The 19245-nt window shown below is 56.4% G+C and carries 20 protein-coding genes; 12 read left to right on the forward strand and 8 right to left on the reverse strand.

From position 1 onward, the window contains the following. Positions 1-28 precede the first annotated feature (28 nt). The 3 genes from phaP to ACP0KA_RS25555 all read right to left on the reverse strand — a co-directional run bounded on the left by phaP (position 29) and on the right by ACP0KA_RS25555 (position 2591). Positions 29-625 (reverse strand): TIGR01841 family phasin, encoded by a 597-nt coding sequence (phaP, locus tag ACP0KA_RS25545; RefSeq protein WP_424631761.1) that lies wholly within the window; start codon positions 623-625, stop codon positions 29-31. 1169 nt (positions 626-1794) lie between these two features. Further along, positions 1795-2214: a nucleoside diphosphate kinase regulator gene (gene rnk / locus ACP0KA_RS25550; protein ID WP_424631762.1), complete on the reverse strand. Its 420-nt coding sequence runs from the start codon at positions 2212-2214 to the stop codon at positions 1795-1797. A gap of 11 nt (positions 2215-2225) precedes the next feature. Then, the gene (locus tag ACP0KA_RS25555) at positions 2226-2591 is read right to left on the reverse strand and encodes a GreA/GreB family elongation factor (RefSeq protein ID WP_424631763.1); all 366 of its coding nucleotides are present in this window, start codon (positions 2589-2591) and stop codon (positions 2226-2228) included. Between the two features lie 799 nt (positions 2592-3390). Between ACP0KA_RS25555 and ACP0KA_RS25560 the strand changes: the two genes are divergently transcribed. From ACP0KA_RS25560 to mnhG, 6 genes are read left to right on the forward strand one after another with little or no spacing between them, the layout of a single operon-like run. Continuing rightward, positions 3391-6312: a monovalent cation/H+ antiporter subunit A gene (locus ACP0KA_RS25560; RefSeq protein ID WP_424631764.1), complete on the forward strand. Its 2922-nt coding sequence runs from the start codon at positions 3391-3393 to the stop codon at positions 6310-6312. Then, on the forward strand, positions 6312-6653 hold the full coding sequence (locus ACP0KA_RS25565) for a Na+/H+ antiporter subunit C (protein ID WP_424631965.1): 342 nt from the start codon (positions 6312-6314) through the stop codon (positions 6651-6653). The genes ACP0KA_RS25560 and ACP0KA_RS25565 overlap by 1 nt, the downstream gene beginning before the upstream one ends. Next, positions 6650-8278 carry a monovalent cation/H+ antiporter subunit D gene (locus ACP0KA_RS25570; protein ID WP_424631765.1) on the forward strand — a complete coding sequence of 543 codons (1629 nt, stop codon included), beginning with the start codon at positions 6650-6652 and terminating at the stop codon, positions 8276-8278. Before ACP0KA_RS25565 ends, ACP0KA_RS25570 begins: the two co-directional genes overlap by 4 nt. Continuing rightward, positions 8275-8763: a Na+/H+ antiporter subunit E gene (locus ACP0KA_RS25575; RefSeq protein WP_424631766.1), complete on the forward strand. Its 489-nt coding sequence runs from the start codon at positions 8275-8277 to the stop codon at positions 8761-8763. Before ACP0KA_RS25570 ends, ACP0KA_RS25575 begins: the two co-directional genes overlap by 4 nt. After that, entirely contained in the window at positions 8760-9041 is a 282-nt protein-coding gene (locus tag ACP0KA_RS25580; RefSeq protein ID WP_424631767.1) for a K+/H+ antiporter subunit F, read from the forward strand. Before ACP0KA_RS25575 ends, ACP0KA_RS25580 begins: the two co-directional genes overlap by 4 nt. Beyond that, positions 9038-9400 (forward strand): monovalent cation/H(+) antiporter subunit G, encoded by a 363-nt coding sequence (gene mnhG / locus ACP0KA_RS25585; protein ID WP_424631768.1) that lies wholly within the window; start codon positions 9038-9040, stop codon positions 9398-9400. Before ACP0KA_RS25580 ends, mnhG begins: the two co-directional genes overlap by 4 nt. Here the strand turns inward: mnhG and ACP0KA_RS25590 are convergent. The 3 genes from ACP0KA_RS25590 to ACP0KA_RS25600 form a co-directional block, all read right to left on the reverse strand. Beyond that, complete coding sequence (locus tag ACP0KA_RS25590; protein WP_424631769.1) at positions 9397-10257, reverse strand: universal stress protein; 861 nt, start codon at positions 10255-10257, stop codon at positions 9397-9399. The two genes, mnhG and ACP0KA_RS25590, sit on opposite strands and share 4 nt — an antisense overlap. An 893-nt stretch (positions 10258-11150) precedes the next feature. Beyond that, positions 11151-11669, reverse strand: coding sequence for a DUF2231 domain-containing protein (locus ACP0KA_RS25595; protein WP_424631770.1), 519 nt, complete (start codon positions 11667-11669; stop codon positions 11151-11153). Positions 11670-12292: 623 nt separating this feature from the next. After that, the gene (locus ACP0KA_RS25600; protein WP_424631771.1) at positions 12293-12910 is read right to left on the reverse strand and encodes a response regulator; all 618 of its coding nucleotides are present in this window, start codon (positions 12908-12910) and stop codon (positions 12293-12295) included. 347 nt (positions 12911-13257) lie between these two features. On the opposite strand from ACP0KA_RS25600, the gene ACP0KA_RS25605 reads away from it, so the two are divergent. From ACP0KA_RS25605 to ACP0KA_RS25625, 5 genes are all read left to right on the forward strand, one after another. Beyond that, positions 13258-13713, forward strand: coding sequence for an Hsp20 family protein (locus tag ACP0KA_RS25605; RefSeq protein WP_424631772.1), 456 nt, complete (start codon positions 13258-13260; stop codon positions 13711-13713). A gap of 66 nt (positions 13714-13779) precedes the next feature. Next, on the forward strand, positions 13780-14118 hold the full coding sequence (locus ACP0KA_RS25610; protein ID WP_424631773.1) for a hypothetical protein: 339 nt from the start codon (positions 13780-13782) through the stop codon (positions 14116-14118). A gap of 201 nt (positions 14119-14319) precedes the next feature. After that, positions 14320-14586 carry a hypothetical protein gene (locus tag ACP0KA_RS25615; protein WP_424631774.1) on the forward strand — a complete coding sequence of 89 codons (267 nt, stop codon included), beginning with the start codon at positions 14320-14322 and terminating at the stop codon, positions 14584-14586. 73 nt (positions 14587-14659) lie between these two features. Next, positions 14660-14941 carry a hypothetical protein gene (locus tag ACP0KA_RS25620; RefSeq protein ID WP_424631775.1) on the forward strand — a complete coding sequence of 94 codons (282 nt, stop codon included), beginning with the start codon at positions 14660-14662 and terminating at the stop codon, positions 14939-14941. Positions 14942-15476: 535 nt separating this feature from the next. Then, positions 15477-15665, forward strand: a complete 189-nt coding sequence (locus ACP0KA_RS25625) for a hypothetical protein (protein ID WP_424631776.1) — start codon at positions 15477-15479, stop codon at positions 15663-15665. Between the two features lie 678 nt (positions 15666-16343). Here the strand turns inward: ACP0KA_RS25625 and ACP0KA_RS25630 are convergent. Continuing rightward, positions 16344-16553 (reverse strand): cold-shock protein, encoded by a 210-nt coding sequence (locus ACP0KA_RS25630; protein ID WP_424631777.1) that lies wholly within the window; start codon positions 16551-16553, stop codon positions 16344-16346. Between the two features lie 1295 nt (positions 16554-17848). Beyond that, positions 17849-18088: a hypothetical protein gene (locus ACP0KA_RS25635; RefSeq protein ID WP_424631778.1), complete on the reverse strand. Its 240-nt coding sequence runs from the start codon at positions 18086-18088 to the stop codon at positions 17849-17851. Positions 18089-18357: 269 nt separating this feature from the next. Here ACP0KA_RS25635 and ACP0KA_RS25640 point away from each other — a divergent pair, with 269 nt between their 5' ends. Continuing rightward, complete coding sequence (locus tag ACP0KA_RS25640) at positions 18358-18570, forward strand: cold-shock protein (protein ID WP_424631779.1); 213 nt, start codon at positions 18358-18360, stop codon at positions 18568-18570. Positions 18571-19245 lie beyond the last annotated feature (675 nt).

The raw sequence follows: 19245 nt of genomic DNA on the forward strand, positions 1-19245 counted from the left end.
ATGCTTTTCGTGCCATTCGAACCCGGCTTTAAGGGCCGCGTCGCATCTGCTCCATGGTTTGCTTCATCTGCTTTTCCGTTTCGTCTGCCATCTTGAGCGACATGTCGGCCATCCGACGGCTGCTTTCCAAAGAGGTTTCCACGGTCTCCCGCACAATGTCGCTTTGTGCGGCCACAAAGTCCTGTGGAGTCCGGCAGGTCAATAACCTGTTGATGTGCTCCAAGCTTCTCTCGGCTTGATGTTGCACCATCTGAAAATATTCCTGAGAAATGCCACCCATCACTTTCGCGGCACCCGTACCGCTATACAGCAGCGCTTGCGCGTTGCGGGCTGAGTGCTCGGTTGCTCGCTTTGACTTTTCCGCGTCTTCTCCAGACAGGCCGAGCGTACGACCAAATTGCTCGCCAGACCGTCCCATGACCGAAGTCGCCGCTTCCAGACCGGAGCGCCAGGTGGTCTGTAATGTCTCGACGTTTTGTTTCAGCATATCCGCACTTGCACGAGCCACTTCCTGCCCGGCTTCGGCAGCATGGGTAGTTTGCTCAGCAGCCTGCTCGACGCGGTGGGCTGCCTCCTGGGCTGCCTCTTCCATACGTTGCTTATGGTCTGGGTCTGGCTTTGCCATCTTGGTTCTCCGGCGAGTGTGTTGACGACTTTGCCTCAGTCCCTTGCCGAGCAACACAATCGATGTGCGACAGTTCCTTGCGGGCCATTTTTATCTTGGTTTGAATCGCCGCCGCACGCGAGCTCTGACCCTGGATGGTCAGCGTGATGGGCTCGAACGTCGCGATGTTTTCCGGGGAGTGCTGATCTCAGCTGCCCCACTTCTTTTTGATTTAGATCGGGTAGATCCGGTGGCGATCGTGAACAGTTCGTTGACGAACAGCGCGTTGCCGCGTGATGAACAATACGACGTATAGCATTCACTCGTGCGGCCCAGGCAGGAATAGAATCATCCGCCCACCGCGACCACGAACACACCGACCATGACGACGATGGCGAGAGAACATATTCAGCAGCTTCATGTGCGCGCTTCTGGCTGCTCCGATGCGCGTTTTCTATAACAGCACACTCATCGCTAAGAGAACTTGGAGTCCGGAAGACAACAAGCCTCGGAGGAAATGAGCAATCCGCTGTATCGGCCGTTCGTGCATCGTGACGTTTCGACGTAGCGTCGTCGCCGTCAAATCTCAGGCCAAGAAATGCGGCTTCGCTTTTCCGGATGACCACATTCTCAAGCGTGAGCGACACGCCATCAGCTCGGATTTATCCCATTTGATATGGTCAAATGCGGGCAGCAGCTGAGCCAAGATTACTCATGGCTCGCACTCTCCGTGGAGGTGGAGCGCGGCTTACCTGCCGCCCGCGCCCTAACGTTCGTCAGAATGGGAGGAAACGGACGTTTCAAGGTTGAGAAGATTAAACATCGTCGCTCGGCGAACGAGCGAGGCCCGGCGAAAGTCGAGATGTTGCTTGCGCCAGCACGGCGCGCGGTGCGACTGATCAAGTAAAGCACCTACGTAGCGACTCAATGATTTGAAATGTCTGGTGTCGAACAGAGGTCCGGGTTTTGGCGAGCGAAAAGGGTTAGGCCACTAGTCGACCATGGAGGCCGCAAATGACATACAACAGGCCAGCAACGCGAATGCCAAGCACCGCACAGGGATCGGTTAAATCGCAGGCGATATACGATGGCTTGAGGCCGTTCCCAACGATCAATCGCCACCTATCTCCACACGTGCTTACCAGAATGGCTTCACCCTGAGATCCCCAGGACATGGAAAGGATGTCCCGCTACGCCTGCTCACGCTGCGAAACCTGAAGAACTGTCAATTTTCGACTTTCTTGATCTGGTGTCTGGAATTCGATTACCCGTCCAACCGACAGACCAATCAAAGCTGCGCCGACCGGAGTGAGTACCGAAATCCGCCGGATCGAGATGTCGGCTTCGTGCGGATAAACCAGCACGACTTCGCGGATCTCACCGGTCTTCTCATCGCGATAACTGACCGTCGATCCCATTCGAACTACGCTCTGCATTTCGCGGTCGTCTTGGATAACGCGTGCCCGTTCCAGTTCGCGCGCGAGGTACTCGGAAACATCCGGGAAACGACCCATGCTCGAGTTCACAAGCACTTGCAGACGGCTAAGCTCTTCACCCGCAATGTCGATAGGCGGCAGTTCGGATACAGTGTTGTGACTCATCTTGTTCATAGCAATCCTCATCAGGCAGCAGTTGGTCCCGGATCGCCATCGATCGGGTGGTGATCTGAAAACGCAGGAGCACTAGGCAGCGGTATGACCTTGGAATCCGGCCGCGTCAGACTTTCGATCCGCACAAAATGCAAGCGGCCGTCATTGAGGTAAGGCATCTTGTCGCCGACATGAAGACCAATCAATGCGGCTCCCAGTGGAGACAAGATCGATATCTGGTAACGATACAATCTGCGGTGTTCCGGCCAGACCAACTGCACCGTCTTCCGCAGGCCATCAAAATCCGCCGAATACGTGATCCACGATCCAATCGTTGCAGTTGATTGAATGTTTTCCGCATCGCTCTGAACTACCTCAGCGCGGTTGATTTCCGCCATCAGGAATATCCCACCTATATCCCCTCGTTGCGACGCAAGACACGCAAGTCGCTTGAGGCGTGGATACTCTGACGCTGAAACAATGACCTTAGGAAGAGACACCACAGCACATTCCCTCTGTCGAAGGTGAAACGGCTCTCCAAGGAAGCCGTGATCAATTTTGTTCGGAAGAGAATCCGGACGGCGCCGATCAACCGCCCGGCAAAATGCGAACTTGCAGGCGTCCGGCGTGCAGACATAACCGCGCAATGCGTGGATCGATGTCAACAAAGGTCATCATAAGACACAAGATAGTCTCGTAGGACGTCATCAACATTGCGACGAATGCGCGCACCAGTTCCAACGGTCGACAGGCGCAAACGCGCGCCGCGATAAACCCTGGTCGTGCCGTGTTTCTGCCGGACCAGATTGATAGTCTCGCGTAATCTGGCGTTCCGAACGCGACGACTTGGAACAAAAGCAGGGCCTGATGAACGGGACAACCCAGACATCAGACGAGTTGAAGGCCGTTCGGCCGTGACGAGCGGCTGGCGGCTGATCGGAGTATTAGCTTTCTATATTTTGCTGGGTGCTGTCGTAGCCGCATTGTCGGCGGCTATTGGTACTCTGCCTTTTTGGGCTTGGCCAACTCGATAATGGCTAACGCTGATCAGTTCTTCTCAACATTTTGTCGCGGCGCAGTGCACCGAACCTGCATGATCGTCAGTGTGAATCCAGGTGTCCGTTCGCTCCAGCTATGCGATGATCACAGGCGAACGTTCCGGTCTTCTTTCCAATATAAGGGAGTAAACGAACGCAGATGCTCCTCCTTGCCGTCCTCGTTCTTCCTTTTGCCGGAAGCTGCATCGCCGCCATCCTACCGGTCAATGCCCGCAACATGGAGGCATGGCTCGCAGGCTCGATCACACTTGTTGCGTTCAGCCTCATGACTGCTGCCTATCCGAGCATCGACGATGCTGGCGTGATCCACACGAGAGCTGCATGGGTCCCAGACCTCGGTCTCCAATTCGTATTGAGAGCAGACGGCTTCGCATGGACGTTCGCCATGCTCATCAGCGGAATTGGCTTCTTAGTCGTTCTGTATGCGCGTTACTACATGTCTCCCAGCGATCCTGTTCCACGCTTCTTCTCCTTTCTGCTTGCGTTCATGGGCGCGATGCTAGGCATCGTGCTCTCCGGCAACTTGCTGCAGATGGTCTTCTTCTGGGAACTAACCAGCCTGTTTTCGTTCTTATTGATCAGCTATTGGCATCAAAATGCAGCCGCTCGCGACGGGGCACGGATGGCGCTAACTGTCACATCAGGTGGTGGCCTTTGTCTCTTTGCCGGCGTCCTCATGATTGGACACATCGTTGGCAGCTACGATCTGGATCGGGTCCTGGCGTCAAGTAACGTAATCCGCTCGCATCACCTGTATCTTCCCGCCCTCATCCTGATCCTTCTCGGCGCCTTCACGAAGAGTGCTCAATTTCCATTTCATTTCTGGCTGCCCCATGCGATGGCCGCCCCGACGCCTATCTCGGCTTACCTTCACTCAGCGACAATGGTGAAGGCCGGAGTGTTCCTTTTAGTGCGGCTCTGGCCAGCGATGGGTGGCACCAATGAATGGCTATGGCTGGTCGGATCGGTTGGGCTCGTCACTTTTTTTCTGGGCGCGTTTCTCGCTGTATTCCAGCAGGACTTAAAGGGCCTCTTGGCCTATTCGACGATCAGCCATCTCGGGCTGATCACGCTTTTGACGGGACTCGATACGCCGTTCGGACAGATCGCGGCTATCTTTCATATCGTCAACCACGCCACCTTCAAGGCATCACTCTTCATGGCGGCGGGGATCATCGATCATGAAACGGGCACTCGGGATATCCGCCGTCTCAGCGGGCTATACGCATTCATGCCGATCACCGCAACGTTGGCGATGGTGGCCGCGGCGGCAATGGCAGGCGTACCTTTGCTGAACGGTTTTCTATCGAAGGAGATGTTTTTTGCCGAAACGATCGAAATTCACGACAATTCCTTCGTCGATCGTGCACTCCCATACATCGTCACCCTCGCAAGCACGTTTACCGTTGCCTATTCGCTCCGATTTATCCGAGATGTATTCTTTGGTCCGCCTCCTACCGGTCTGCCGCGCATTCCGCACGAGCCGCCATTACTCATGCGACTTCCGGCTGAACTTCTTGTGCTCGCCTGTCTCATTGTTGGCGTCGCCCCCTCGTTTACCGTAGGTCCAATCCTCGAGACAGCCGCCCGAGCCGTTCTCGGCTCATCGATGCCAGTTTACAGCCTGGCTATCTGGCATGGCTTTACGCCAGAACTCCTGATGAGCTTTGTCGCAATGATCGGCGGGCTCACCGTGTATCTGATGCTGCGCCCATATCTGCTAACCCAGGAGGGACCGCCCCTGCTGGGCCGTATCAATGGCAAGCGGATCTTTGATTGGGCATTCGTTACATTGTCATGGCGATTTGCACGATGGCTTGAGGTCAATCTCGGGACAAAGCGGCTACAGCCACAGCTAAGGCTTTTGGCAGGAGCTGCCTTCGTGGCGGCGCTGATGCCGCTTTACGCACGTGGAATGACAATCGACATTTTGCCCCCGGGACAATTCGACCTCGCGTTTGGACTACTTTGGACGGTTGGAGTTGCCTGCGCGCTAGGCGCGGCGTTTCAGGCTAAATTTCATCGCTTCGCGGCTTTGATCCTGCTCGGCGGCGCGGGCCTCGTCACGTGCATCAGTTTTGTCTGGCTATCTGCTCCCGATCTCGCTCTGACGCAGATCGTGGTTGAGACCGTAACCACGGTACTTCTCCTACTCGGTTCGCGATGGCTTCCAAAACGCTTCGCGGACATTAAACCAAGCAACGCGGCGGGCAAAATTCGTTGGTATCGCACTCGCGACTTCGCGATAGCACTTGTCGCAGGCGTTGGATTGGCGGCCCTTGCACTGGCGGCTATGGAGAGCCCTGCACCCGACAGTATTTCGGGATATTTCGTCGAGAATGGCTATACGAAGGGCGGCGGAACGAATGTCGTGAACGTCATCCTCGTAGATTTCCGTGGTTTCGACACACTAGGCGAGATCACCGTGCTCGCGGTCGTCGCTCTCACCGTTTATGCGTTGCTTCGCCGCTTCCGTCCGGCCCGCGAAAGCATTCCCATTCCCGAACAGCAGCAAGCCCAAGACGTTTTCGATCATGCGCATCCGGATCGCCAAAAGGGCGACAGCGTAAAAGATACAATGGCAACGGCAGCGCTGATAATGGGACTGCTGTTTCCGGTTATCGGCGTAACCGCTATCTTTCTGCTTTTGCGAGGGCACGACCTCCCCGGCGGGGGCTTCGTCGCTGGCATCACCATGGCGGCGGCTTTTATTCTGCAGTACATGGCTCGCGGCACCGTATTGGTGGAGACGCGTCTACGCGTTCTGCCTGTACGTTGGATGGGCGTCGGTCTTCTATTGGGAGGGGGCGCCGGCGTGACCGCCTGCATTCTTGGCCGCCCTTTCCTGACCTCATACTTTGCCTATGCGGAGATACCTCTGATAGGGCGCGTCCCTGTCGCCACCGCCCTCGTCTTCGATATTGGCGTCTTCTCGCTCGTTACAGGAGCGACAGTGTTGATGCTGATTGCAATCGCGCATCAATCCCTGCGGCGATCCGACTCGACTCTCCCGAGACAGCATCGCGTGTCTGCGAAGCGAACGAAAGACGAGGTCGGATGATGGAAGTCGTCCTGGCCATTGCTATAGGTGCGCTTGCTGGCTCTGGTGTGTGGCTGATCCTGCGCCCGCGCACGTTCCAGGTCATTGTTGGTCTGTCCCTGCTCTCATATGCCGTCAACCTTTTCATTGTGGCGATGGGGCGATTGCGGACGGGAGCACCAGTGCTCGCCGCTCCAGAAACCGGAGACGCGTCGCAATATGCCGATCCCCTCCCGCAAGCGCTGGTCCTGACTGCGATCGTGATCAGCTTCGCGACGACGGCGCTTTTTTTGGTTGTTCTCCTGGCGTCGCGGGGCCTGGCCGGAACAGACCACGTGGACGGTCAGGAGCCGGATGCATGACCAGCGCCACAAACCTGATAATCGTGCCGATCATTTTGCCCCTCCTCGCCTGTGGAAGCATGCTCCTACTTAGCGGAGAACGTCACCGCACCGCTATTGCTGCGATCAATGTGGTTGCAACTCTGGCACTCGTTTGCACGGCGATTGCCTTGGTCAGAGAATCGGATGCGGGCGCTCCGGATGGAAGCCAAGTTTATCGCGTGGGCGATTGGCCAGCACCATTCGCGATTGTGCTTGTTCTGGATCGCCTCTCCGCGCTTATGCTGCTCCTAACCAGCATCTTAGCCTTAGCCGCAGTGGTATTTTCCCTCGCTCGCTGGCAACGCGTAGGTGCCCATTTCCATCCGCTGTTTCAGTTTTTGTTGATGGGCCTCAACGGCGCCTTCCTGACCGGTGACCTGTTCAACCTGTTCGTCTTCTTTGAGTTATTGCTAGCGGCATCATACGGCCTTCTGCTGCACGGCTCCGGCCTCACGCGAGTGAAGGCCGGACTGCACTACATCGTGGTCAACCTGGTGGCATCGCTGCTGTTTCTGATCGGCGTCAGTCTCATCTACGGAGTGACTGGGACGCTCAACATGGCGGACCTTGCTGCGCGAATACCCGACATCCCCTCGCAGAGCCGCGGATTGTTCGAGGCAGGTGCTGGCATCCTGGCGATTGCATTCCTGGTCAAAGCCGGAATGTGGCCCCTATGTTTTTGGCTGCCGACGGCCTACGCGGCAGCGAGTCCGCCCGTCGCTTCCATCTTTGCGATCATGACAAAAGTCGGCGTGTATATCGTTCTGCGCCTATCGCTATTGCTTTTTGGTGCGGACGCTGGCGCGTCAGCTGGTTTCGGCACCACGTGGTTGTTCCTGGGCGGCCTGGCGACGATCTTATTCGGCGCAATCGGCACCTTGGCCTCGCAGGATACGGCCCGTCTGGCCGCATTTTCAGTGCTCGTATCCTCCGGAACGATGTTGGCGGCCACCGGGATGGCACAAGTCGGTGTCACCAGTGGAGCACTCTTTTACTTGGTTAGCTCGACGCTCGGCATCAGCGCATTTTTTCTTCTTGTGGAATTAATTGAGCGCGGGCGTGAGCCAGGGGCAGACATGATCGCCGTCACACGAGAAGCTTATGGGGAACATGACGAGGAGCACGAGCAAGAAGAAATTGGGCTAGCAATTGTTGCGACGATGGGTCTGCTTGGCATCGCGTTTATCGGGTGCGCCCTGGTTATCGCCGGCTTGCCCCCGCTGTCAGGTTTCATCGCGAAATTCGCTCTGCTCACCGCCGCCCTTAATCCATCGGGAATGCATCATGGAGGTGCAATTCCTGGCGAGGGATGGACGCTGCTCGTCCTTTTGATTTCATCCGGTTTTGCCAGCTTGATCGCACTGACGCGCGCAGGGATCCGTGTCTTCTGGGCGTCGCCGGATCGCACCGTGCCGCGCGTCCGGATGATCGAGATGGCACCGGTTTTGTTTCTCTTGATGATCTGTGTTCTGCAGACCGTACAAGCAGGACCCGTCATGCGCTTCATGCAAGCGACGGCGCAATCGCTGCACTCCCCATCGAACTACATTGGCGACGTCCTCGCGACGAGCAGGAGACATATGAGAAAGGCTGGAGACACATGACTAGACTGATACCTTTTCCATTCCTCAGTCTCGGGCTTCTTGTGCTGTGGTTGCTACTTAACCAAACAACTTCGTTGGGACAATTCCTTCTCGGTTGCATACTCGCGCTTGCCGGCGGGTGGATGCTCGTCAGGTTGCAGTTGCCAAGAGCCCCCGTCCGACGGCCGGGCACCCTCCTCCAATTGTTCTTCCTGGTGTTGGTGGACATCATCCACTCAAACATCGCAGTTGGCCGGATCATTCTTGGCTTGGGAAGGCGACATCGAACATCGGGCTTCGTACGCATTCCTCTCGACCTCCGTAATCCCTACGGATTGGCGGCATTAGCGTGCATCATCACGGCCACTCCGGGCACCCTTTGGGTCAACTTCAATCAACAGAAGGGCTCGTTGATGATCCATGTTCTCGACTTGATCGATGAAGGCGATTGGATCAGCACGATAAAAGACCGCTACGAACGCCGTTTGCTTGAGATATTCCCATGAGTTTGCTCGTTCTACAATACTCACTCGCGGTAGCGCAGGTATTCCTGGCGATGGCGATGGGTTGCGCCGCTATCCGCATTTTTCGCGGTCCAAGGGCGCAGGATCGTGTGCTCGGGATCGACACCTTGTACGTGAACGCGATGCTGTTGCTTCTGACCTTTGGGATTCGGTCGGGCAGCACACTCTACTTCGAGGCGGCCGTTGCTATCGGCCTTTTGGGTTTTGTGGGCACGGTAGCTCTGGCGAAATTCCTGCTGCGCGGCGAGGTCATCGAATGAATGGCGATGAAGATGTTCCAGCCTGGGCTGCCACACTCACAGCAGTTCTACTGTTGATGGGCGCCGTCGTCACATTGATTGGCTCGCTGGGCTTGGTACGACTCCGGACCTTCTATGAACGGGTCCATGCGCCAACGCTCGGGACCACGCTGGGGACCGGATTCATCGCACTCGCTTCGATGGTTTACTTCTCGGTTCTCCAAAGCCGTCCCGTGATGCACGAGCTCTTGATAATTGCTTTGGGTGTTGTGACGACGCCCGTTGCCCTGACTATCTTAGTTGGGGCTGCCCAGTTTCGCGACACGGCCGAGAATGCAACCGACGTTCTCGATCGCGACCACAAAAGAGACGGAGGTTAGTGCCGTTTGCTCTGCGGCACAGCCAGAATGTCCACGTTCAGAGAACGCAAGGCCTCCTCGGTGACGCTTCCGAGCAGTACCTTCAGTAATCCAGAACGCCCATGCGTTCCCATGACTAAAAGATCGGGCCGCATTTTATCGATTCTCGCTGAGATTGCTTCAAAAGAGGCCCCTTCCTCAACGCGCAGGGCAGCTCTAAGGCGGGCGAGATCGTTCTGAACCAAAAAGGCTGTCAGTTCTCCAGTCACCTCCTGGCGTTCACTCAGAACGTGGTCGTCAATGTCGGGCTGATCGAGACCCGCCATTGACATCTTGCCCTTGGCGAAGGGTGAGAATCCGTGAAGAATCTCAAGACGGTTTCCGCTCAAAAGTCCAAGATTTCGGGCAGCCTTGATTGCGTTCGCGGAGGCGTCCGAAAAATCGACAGGAGCGAGCACAGATTCATACGGCGAGTTCACTTCGTTGTTCACCATAAGCACGGGATGGCATCCGGTACGTACGACCCGCTCGATTGTCGTGCCTACGAATATATCATGCAGAAGCTGTTTGCGATGCGCCCCCATCACGATGAGATCAGCGGTGTGAGCCGCGGCGGTTCGTAAGATGGCGTCAAATGGGTCTCCGACCGCGACCATGGGGTGGCAACGCAGGCCCCGCAATTCTGACACCGCGCTGATCAGTTCTGCAAGCATGCGCTCGCTCTCCCGCGTCTCCATCTCGACAAATCGCGGCGGTTGATCATCATCCACCACATGAACGAGTGCGAGCTCTGCGGCGGCAGCTCGAGCCAATTGGCCAGCTCGACGCAAGGCGCGTTGAGACCGTGTCGAAAAATCCGTCGCTGCCAGGATATACATTGCACACTCCACGCAAAGACCATTCAGCAGGCCCGATCATTGTATCACTTGGCTCATTAAAATCGGAATTCCAGCCTTAGAGGGAAGCGCGCAGCGCGTCCCCTTGTCGCTGGTTGCTTTTGCCAGGAGGTATCGGCTTTATGGATATGAGCCCGTGTGCTGCGTCAGATAACGTTCATGTGCTTGCCTTTCGCTGCGTTGTGCATGGAGCGGAACATTCTTCCAAAGTGCGCAATGCTTTTGGGATACGGCGACGATACGGAATCAATAGGAAACGCTCACGGTTGCGGAAACGGAAGGTTCATTGTTCGGGTTCTCGCTGGCAAACCACGTCCGATGGGTTTAGGCTTTTGATAGTCATCTCGCGTTCTACCGCTCGGCCCGCTTCGCCGCAGCAACATATTAAATGTGCCCGTCTAGATATCGGCGCGTGTCCTTCGAGGGCGCTCACCTCCGAGCAAAATGTGCTTGGCGGCCATAGAGACGCGCTGCTTCTGACCAGATAGCCCGCTCTATTCGCTTGACTTATCGTCGTGCTGTTAGGAACTCAAAACGGAGGTCGCGCAATGCCGAACGAAAAGGAGACGCGCCAACAGCGTGAAAAGCGAGAAGTTGATGACGAGTTAAACCGTCAGCTCGAGGAGACATTCCCGGCCAGCGATCCGCCAAAAGTCACGCGTAGTAGCCCAGCTTCTCAAATCACTCCGAGAACGACAGGAGCGACGAGGAACGGAACACCTGATGAACCGCACTATTAGCGGAACGGCGGGCTGGTCACCATGATTATCACCATTTGGCTGTCTGCGCGCGTCGAGCAAAGCATTTGAGCCCGATATCAAGCTTCAAGAACGGAAGCAGCCTGATGGTCCGGCCATCGATAGGGCCGAGGCCGCCTAAGCGGCGCGCCGTCCAGAGCCGCCACGGTGGTCCGTCACCACAGGCTCAGAACTGGTCTGGCCCGGTGCGTCGAGAACGGCCACGTGATGGCTATAGACCAACTCCCAGCCTTTCCAGCCGGTGAACAGCAGAATGCCGACGACCACGAGCGAAAGAATCCAGCCCCACGGTCTTATCGCGGCTTCAGCGCCCTCATTATACCGGAGGACAAAGTTGACGATTGCAATGGCAACTGCGGTGAGATTACCGAACATATGATACCAGGCATCGTTCAGTGCGCGGATGCGAGGCTCGCTGAAAAAATCGATAAACCCGGCCACGGCAGCGAGAAGCGCCATCACAACGCCGGCGCCGATCAACCACACCGAGGCTCTCGCCCAGAAACCGTCGCCCATTCCAATGAACGCGAGGTCCGTCACAAAGGCTCCGACCAGGAAGGCGACGGGAAACGGAACCAGCATGGGATGTAGCGGGTGCGTGCCGAGCTTTGCTCTGCTTGCAGGATTGACGCTCATGGGGAACCTCCCTCTCAAAGCGATCTGCCGGAACAATTTCCACTGATCCTGCTGGTTCCTTCAAGAGGTCAGTGCGGTGCAGTAATTCGTCGCCTTCACACCATCCGCTGCCAAGGAGTCGGTAAACAGAGGTCCCGCGAATAGCATTGCATGTGCCGGCTCGCGTGACGGAGGCTTCCTTACTGTCGGCGTCCTCATTTCCCATGGGCTCAAGTTGATCGCGCTTTTCCTGGGAATGTTCCACGAGCGGCGGCCACGAGGCCCGTCCGCGCATGGACTAATCGATCAGACAGTCGGACTTGAATCCAGATTCGCCGCAGACACTACGGAAGCGTTTTCCTCTTTGCCTTGTTGACGCGCACTCGGCCACCCAGCACGCGCCGGCGAAAAGGCTTGTTTCACCCGCGACGCTCCCTTCGACGCGACAACGAGACGGTCGCTCGCGAAAAGCTGCCACGTGCCGGACGATTGGACGGTAAACTCAACGACCTCGAGGGCCAATCAGCAGACATTGCCGCGGCCCTCTGTAATTCAGCGGACTTTTAAACAGTGAGGGCCGTTGTTGAAAGCCGATCGAGCTTAAGCGCTCAGCACTCCTTCGAACACTAAACGAGACCACCTACTCAGCGACGCTTCTTCAGCGCATGTTCGAAACCCTGGCGAAGAGATTGCGGGGTGTAAGGCTTCACGAGCAATATCGCGCCCAATCGCGCGGCTTCAGATTGACCCCCGCTGTCGCCTGTCGCGAGAACTAAGCGTAGACCGGGCCGGCGTGCGTGGACGTCCCTTGCGAGCTGAAGACCGGAAACTCCAGGGAGACCGACATCCGTAAGCAGGACGTCCACGGGTTGCTCATCCAGGATCTTCAGAGCCTCTTGAGCCGTGCTGGCCTCTTTCACCTTGCATCCGATATCGCTCAGCATGTCCATCGTCGTAAGGCGGATGAGGTCGTCGTCTTCGACGAGCAACACCGTCGCATCTTCGAAAGTCTTTTCCTTCGCCGAGTGTTGCGATCCCTGAGCGACGCGCCTTTGATCTTGATTGGCCAAAACGTGTCTGATTTTTCGGGCAAGCGCCTCGCGTGTGTATGGCTTGGCTAAAAGCTCCACCCCGGGATCAAGCCGCCCGCCATGCACGATGGCGTTCTGCGTATAGCCGGATGTGAAGAGTACCGCGACGTTGCGCAATCGTTCCTTGGCTTTTCGTGCCAGGTCCGGGCTACGCAGGCTACCAGGCATCATGACGATTTTCGTCGATCATCATCGTCACCTAGACGGTCATAAGCGTCCTTTACGGGTTGGAATTGGGCCCTGCCCGATCGCGAAAATAATAAAAAGGATTTCTGCGTTCAAGAGAATCGTAGCCACTTTCCCTTGGTGGCCCTCACCGTAAGAACCACGAGAGAGCCCTCGCCTTCCTCGGAAAATATTTTCATAGCAGCCCTTGAAACTTTTTTTGGGCTTCCCGATTTTTTTGCCGTCGCTGGAAGGCGATCTGGGCGCCTCAATCAGGGCCCAGCAATGAGACGGGCGCCGGCAGGTTGTCCGGTGCCGGCTCGTACCCAACTTGCTCTAAGGAGGATTTGGCTATGAGGTATGATTGGACTCCCCTGTGGCGGTCGACAATCGGATTTGACCGCCTGTTCGACGTCTTCGACGAGGTCCAGCGGACCACTGAAGACAACTACCCCCACTACAACATCGAGCGGATGGACGAGAATCGCTTCCAGATTTCCCTGGCGTTGGCCGGGTTCAGCCCGGACGAGATCTCGCTGACCGCCGAGCAGAATGTCCTAACCGTGGAGGGTCGCAAGACCGCGAAGGACGGCGACCGGCTCTACCTCTTCCGCGGGATTTCAACTCGGTCCTTCAAGCGCCAATTCACGCTCGCGGACCATGTCGAGGTGAAGTCCGCCCAGTTCAAGGACGGCCTGCTTGTGATCGACTTGGTGCGCGAAGTGCCTGAAGCGATGAAGCCGCGTCAGATCGCCATCAACGCCGAAAAGGCAATGACGCCCGAACGGATCGAGGCGAAAGCCGCCTAACAAGAGGGGCTGCCGCCCCAGCGCGGCAGCTTTCCATCATCAACTCGTCAGACAATGGAGGCAACCATGCGGCCGACGACCGCACCTGATGAACTTCGTTCGGACCACAACGTATTCGACATCAATGCTCTTTTGCACCCGGCACGGGTTTTCAACCACCCCCGCGACGTCGTGAGAAGCACCGATCTCACCCTCGGTGAAAAGCGCGCTATTTTGGCATCGTGGGCTTCGGACGCCGCCGCGGTCGCGTCATGTCCCAGATTACGTGCACCAGCCGGGCTAACCGCGCCCGTCTCAATAGACGACATTCTCGAAGCCCTCTGCGAATTAGATGGCGGGCCGCCCCTCCCGCCTGGCGGCAAAGCGCAGCGCATCCGTTCCGCCTCCCGCGCAATGGCAGCCTAACTAGGGGAGGCAAAAGATAATGAAACTTCCAAATCATATCGTCGACAATATCGAGCGACGTTGGGCTGCGAAGCTTCAGCAGGAAGTGGATGTCTGGAGAGCGCGCAAGCATCTTTTGCGATCCGGAAGATCTAAACCAAACCGGATCAAGGAGCGCCTAGGACTTGACCAACTTCGCCGGAATCGCGTCCAACACCCGGCATGAAGTACAAGCAAGCAAGGCCCTTTGCCGATCCGAAAGCGGCCGCGATGGAGATGTTGCGGATATTCCGCGCAGCCATCGCGGCCAAGAACGACCCGACCTTGAAGCATACTTACGCCGGCATCACGAACCACGAGTTCGTCTGGAAGTCTGGCGGCTCTGTCGAGGAATGGGGCCTGGGCCGCGATTTCGGGAAGGCGGAAGGCTGGTGGACGATCGACGGCGGCGGGCGTATCTTTATCGCCGACACCGCGCCCCCCACCTAATCTCCAAGCGTTCTGCGGAACATAAGGATTCGACCGATCTTAAATCCGGTTAGTAGCGTTCCGGAGTAGCGTCGTGTCGTGGGAAGACCGGTTCGAGCGGCCGATAGAAGTGCCAGTTGGAAAGCCTTTAGAGACGCTGGCAGATGCCCGCGACTACATTCTCGCCCTCACTGAAGCGCAGCGAAAAACCGAACCCGTTTTGACCGCGACGGAAGCTCTCTTGATGGCGGCGACGAAAACCGGCCCTCTCCTCCATGCTCAGATTGGCATGATCCAGCTTGTCCACGGGAAGCCCGACGGGACATTAATGCGCGAAAAGAAGGTTGTTAAGATCGGCAAGAGGTTGCCTCGATGACCGACGACAAACCGAGCGATGGTGTTCCGGCAGGATGGGAACCTTACGAGGGGGACCACTGGACGACGTGCACCGTATGCGGTGAGAGCTTCGACATGCGAAAGGCTGAAAACATTGGCAAGCATTTGCATGATGCGAGCGGCGGCGAGTTCATCGAAATATTTGGAACGCCCACGCGGAGGTGGTGAGGGCGTCGGAACCGAAACCTTCGACGAGCGTTTTGGAAAAATTCCACCGCCAGAGGTCGAAGGGAAATGAGTACCCACGTCACTAATCGCACTTGGAAGCCCGAAGACATCAAGCGCCTGGAGGAAATGGTTAGATCAGGAGTGTCAGCGGTTCGGGCATCGGTGGCGTTCCGCCGTAGCGTCACCGGCGTGAAAGCCCAGGCAAAGAAACTCGGCTGTCCGTTCCCCGACGAGAGGCAATTGAAGCGGAATCGCCGCGGTGCTGGCGTCTACCCGACCGTGTACGAGCCCCGCTAAGGCGGAACTACATTGATGCTCCACGGTTGCCAACGTGACGGAGGTGCACAATGGCAAACGAGAACGACGGCAAGCCGTGGAGCGGCGACGATCTCAATACCCTGAAGACGCTCATTACCGAGAACACGCCGACCAGACTGATTGCGATGAAGCTCGGCCGGACCGAGGATTCGGTTCGGGATAAGGTTGCGGCGGAGGGCTTATCGCTGGCGCCGACAAATCAAAGCCCAAGAGATTAGACCATGACGGACGACGATCAGCAGCCAGAGAAGAACCTGATGGATCCCTCTCCGCTCGTTATTGGAGTGATGGCAGTCCCTGTTATCGTGGTGCTTGGCTGGTTTGCTTTCGGATAGAGAGCCGCCCGAGCAAAGGTTACACAGAACAACGAGAAGCAACGCCTCGCCTCAGATATAAACATGGGTCAAATCCGAAGTTCAGATTGTTCAGGTGCGAACCGACGACCAGGTTCGAGGCGTCGCGAGACGAGAGTACTGGGCCGCTGCCGCCGCGTTAACCGCGCCAGATTTCGCTGGAACGCTGCCCACCGATCGGCATTTACATTTCCCGAAAAATGAGGTGGCGATGCCGCGGTACTACTTCAACATTCACCATGATCGGGCTTACTACGATGGTCTGGAACTAGACAACAAATCACTCGCGTAGGAAGCCGCGCAGGCGACCACCTGAAGGTCAGCCGGTCACGACTGGCGAATGGAAGTGACCGACGAGTTCGCAAATCCCATCTTCGAAATTCTTGTGACGGCCGAGAGGAAATAATGGCCGCCATTGAAAACAAAAACCCCGCCACTGCTGACGGGGTTTCATCAAATCGCTCCAGTACATCCGTGAAGCGACTTTGAGCAGCATAAGGAGCACAGTCCGGTACATCCGCGGAATGCGCTCGAAGAGCTGTGTTAGATCAGGGAGAGATTTTCCGCGCTGGACTTGCCGCGCATCTTGTCAGTCTTGATCTCGTAGGAGACCTGCTGGCCTTCGGCGAGGCCGGTCAGGCCGGCACGCTCCACCGCGCTAATGTGAACGAATACATCGGCCCCGCTGCCGTTCGGCTGAATGAATCCAAAGCCCTTTTGGCCGTTAAACCACTTCACTGTACCTGTTGTCATTTTGCTTCCTCTAAGCGCACGCATGCGCGTTGTCGCGCAACATTGCGCGAACCTATCCAATTTCAGCGATGTCTTTGGAAAGGGATCCGCAGGACGCGTTAACAAAAAGCAGTGCCAGCAATCGAATGCATGCACCATAGCAGGTCATGCCGGAAACGCCACTACTCAATTATGCGGGTTTGGGCTGCCACAAGTTTAATTGAGCCCGGATGGCGTAAAAGACTCCCACGACTCTTTGGAAGACGCTACGGCTTAAAGATGCCGCGTCTCTCACGGACTGCGGCAAGGGCCGGCTGGGCTTGCGATTCCCTAACGCCCAGCCGGCTCTGCGCGTTTTGGGGTGTCGAAGGAACAAGCGCCGCAGCCGCAAGTTCACTCCAATACTTCCGACAGGACTCGCATTCAGCCAGTGCCTAGACGAGCTGGATCCCACGTAATGAATCAGATCACTACCGACTATCCCTCATCGTTGCTGGTTTAGATCGTCCGATGTCGACGCTTAGCACAGTCAGCGCCCCCTGAAATCGCAGAAATGCTGCAACTAATGGCGAGCGAGTATTGGGCGGAGTTTCATCGGCAGGCTTCCGGAATGACTATCTAGAAATTTTGAAAGCTGCGCCCCGTTAACTCGCCCAATCCATGCCACCGGACGATCTTGCAGCGTTCGGTCGCCGTCGCTAAAAAGGCGGAATGGATAGGCTTAAAAAATCCATCGACGAGTTGGAGCCCCCCATCTGTCCGACATGTCAGATAGAGATGAGGTGGACACGCTCCAGCTTGATCCAGGACGAGAACCCCGCCTTAATCCAGCATGTTTTTCTCTGTCCGAGTTGTACCCGGGTTGGAGAGACGAAGACCGAAATTCCAGAAGCAAAGATCCCGCCTGAGAAGCTATCCCGGCCCAGAAGCCGGTTCAGAGCTGCGTAGCGCGCCCGAACCTAGCTTGGTTCTCCGCCGCAGGTGTCCTCCTCCTGGAGAAGGCGAACGAGCGTCGCAAGGGACGAGTGATCCTCGTGGGGGTCGATTGGTTCCTGCGGCTCCGGGTAGATCCACAGGCGCACCCGCTGATAGAGTTTCCCGAGCATTTTGCTTCCTCGCCAAGGGCGATGCTCCGATGACTCCTATGTTTCCGATTTGTTGCGTAAAAAGGGAAAAAATCAGGCAACTGTGCCTTAATCGAAACGTAGAGGTCGCCTCAATGAACGGCCCTTCTTCGTTCATCCTAGATGTTCAAAACGAAAAGCCGCGCCCGGGTTAGGGGTGCGCGGCCACATAACCTGGGCGAAGCTGTAAGGCTAGCGGGATACATCTTGCTTGTTACCACCATCACCGCCGCCATTGCCGAAGCCATTGTTGCCGGGCTTAACTTTGCCATTGCCACCGTTCGAATTGGCGACGGCTGTAGAGTTTAACGACGTCGACAGCAGAAGCGTAATAGCGGGCGGAGTGACCACGGCGAACCTGCCGCATGCAGCGAGGAATTTGCGGCGGTCTTCGGCGGCCTCGTCGAGATGGTTGAGCTTGCCCTGTTGCATTGCGTCCTCCTCGAGGCTGGACATTCTTTGCTAAGGTAATCCTATCAGAAAGTCACAGTTCCTCCCATCACGCGAAGGGACTACCCGACCATCAATACGGGCGGCCTGAATAGAAACGTCGCCCCCGTTAAGGAGCGCCGGAGGCCTTGCCCGATCTTGGGGAATGGTTCGCCTTGCAATCTAGTGCAAGTGTTCGATCAATGGTAATATCAACCTTTAGGACCGATCATATTTTAGTTCGTTAAACTATATTTCGGAGGAGCATTTCGATGTCCGCCACAGGGACAGTTAAATTCTTCAACGCAGACCGCGGCTATGGCTTCATCAAGCCCGATAAAGGCGGTCCCGACGTGTTCGTTCATATTACCGCAGTCGAAAGAGCTGGATGGAACGGGCTGGCCGAAGGACAGCGCATTACATTTGATGTCGAGCCCGACAAAAAGGGCAAAGGTCCCAAGGCCATCAACCTGCACCAATCCTGAACGGCTATTGAATGCACACAAGGCGCCGGCTCCTCCTCACAGTGTCAGTTCTAGGAGCGCTGCCGATAATGCTCTTCGCTTTCGCTCTTTTTTGGCACTAGGGCGCGGGCTCATAACGCGCGGCCAGATCGCACAAAAGCGAAACTATCACTCATGATGGTCGGGCTTGTTCTTTGATTGGCGGGTGAAGCGCAGCTTTCGATGCCCTCACGTCGTCAATGATATTTTTGATGGAATCAAGCGTGCGCTGGTCAGTAATCTGTGGTTGCAAACGGTGGTATCGAAGGACCTTCCGGTCCATTTCATCGCACTTCTCACACATGACTTCCGCTTCGTCGCGGTGATTTGCTCATCAACTAGCATGTGCAGCATCGGTTCGATACCGGACAGAAGATCTTTTCAAATAGGCCACTGCCAAAACCAAAACAGGCCACTATGGGTTAAAACAGGCCAGCACCCGCGACCGCAAGGCAGGTGCGGAGGAACATTCAATTTTCCTGATTGTTATGGGCGGGAGGACCACCATCGAGTTGACGCGCGCTTTACCTCTGAGGAACTGGCCATGACAACAAAGTGAAACGTTGTTCTGAGCCGCGTTTTTTTGAACCGATGCATCGACCCCGTATTGGAAACTGATGACCCCTCGCGAGCGAAAAGACATGCCGTGGATCGTAA

This window comes from Bradyrhizobium sp. SYSU BS000235 (genome assembly GCF_049747295.1).
GTDB lineage: Bacteria > Pseudomonadota > Alphaproteobacteria > Rhizobiales > Xanthobacteraceae > Afipia.

Bases quoted from the DNA above. Each gene is read 5' to 3' on its own strand.
- phaP (WP_424631761.1), bottom strand. From the start codon at position 625: ATGGCAAAGCCAGACCCAGACCATAAGCAACGTATGGAAGAGGCAGCC.
- rnk (WP_424631762.1), bottom strand. From the start codon at position 2,214: ATGAACAAGATGAGTCACAACACTGTATCCGAACTGCCGCCTATCGAC.
- ACP0KA_RS25555 (WP_424631763.1), bottom strand. From the start codon at position 2,591: ATGGCGGAAATCAACCGCGCTGAGGTAGTTCAGAGCGATGCGGAAAAC.
- ACP0KA_RS25560 (WP_424631764.1), top strand. From the start codon at position 3,391: ATGCTCCTCCTTGCCGTCCTCGTTCTTCCTTTTGCCGGAAGCTGCATC.
- ACP0KA_RS25565 (WP_424631965.1), top strand. From the start codon at position 6,312: ATGGAAGTCGTCCTGGCCATTGCTATAGGTGCGCTTGCTGGCTCTGGT.
- ACP0KA_RS25570 (WP_424631765.1), top strand. From the start codon at position 6,650: ATGACCAGCGCCACAAACCTGATAATCGTGCCGATCATTTTGCCCCTC.
- ACP0KA_RS25575 (WP_424631766.1), top strand. From the start codon at position 8,275: ATGACTAGACTGATACCTTTTCCATTCCTCAGTCTCGGGCTTCTTGTG.
- ACP0KA_RS25580 (WP_424631767.1), top strand. From the start codon at position 8,760: ATGAGTTTGCTCGTTCTACAATACTCACTCGCGGTAGCGCAGGTATTC.
- mnhG (WP_424631768.1), top strand. From the start codon at position 9,038: ATGAATGGCGATGAAGATGTTCCAGCCTGGGCTGCCACACTCACAGCA.
- ACP0KA_RS25590 (WP_424631769.1), bottom strand. From the start codon at position 10,257: ATGTATATCCTGGCAGCGACGGATTTTTCGACACGGTCTCAACGCGCC.
- ACP0KA_RS25595 (WP_424631770.1), bottom strand. From the start codon at position 11,669: ATGAGCGTCAATCCTGCAAGCAGAGCAAAGCTCGGCACGCACCCGCTA.
- ACP0KA_RS25600 (WP_424631771.1), bottom strand. From the start codon at position 12,910: ATGATGCCTGGTAGCCTGCGTAGCCCGGACCTGGCACGAAAAGCCAAG.
- ACP0KA_RS25605 (WP_424631772.1), top strand. From the start codon at position 13,258: ATGAGGTATGATTGGACTCCCCTGTGGCGGTCGACAATCGGATTTGAC.
- ACP0KA_RS25610 (WP_424631773.1), top strand. From the start codon at position 13,780: ATGCGGCCGACGACCGCACCTGATGAACTTCGTTCGGACCACAACGTA.
- ACP0KA_RS25615 (WP_424631774.1), top strand. From the start codon at position 14,320: ATGAAGTACAAGCAAGCAAGGCCCTTTGCCGATCCGAAAGCGGCCGCG.
- ACP0KA_RS25625 (WP_424631776.1), top strand. From the start codon at position 15,477: ATGGCAAACGAGAACGACGGCAAGCCGTGGAGCGGCGACGATCTCAAT.
- ACP0KA_RS25630 (WP_424631777.1), bottom strand. From the start codon at position 16,553: ATGACAACAGGTACAGTGAAGTGGTTTAACGGCCAAAAGGGCTTTGGA.
- ACP0KA_RS25635 (WP_424631778.1), bottom strand. From the start codon at position 18,088: ATGCAACAGGGCAAGCTCAACCATCTCGACGAGGCCGCCGAAGACCGC.
- ACP0KA_RS25640 (WP_424631779.1), top strand. From the start codon at position 18,358: ATGTCCGCCACAGGGACAGTTAAATTCTTCAACGCAGACCGCGGCTAT.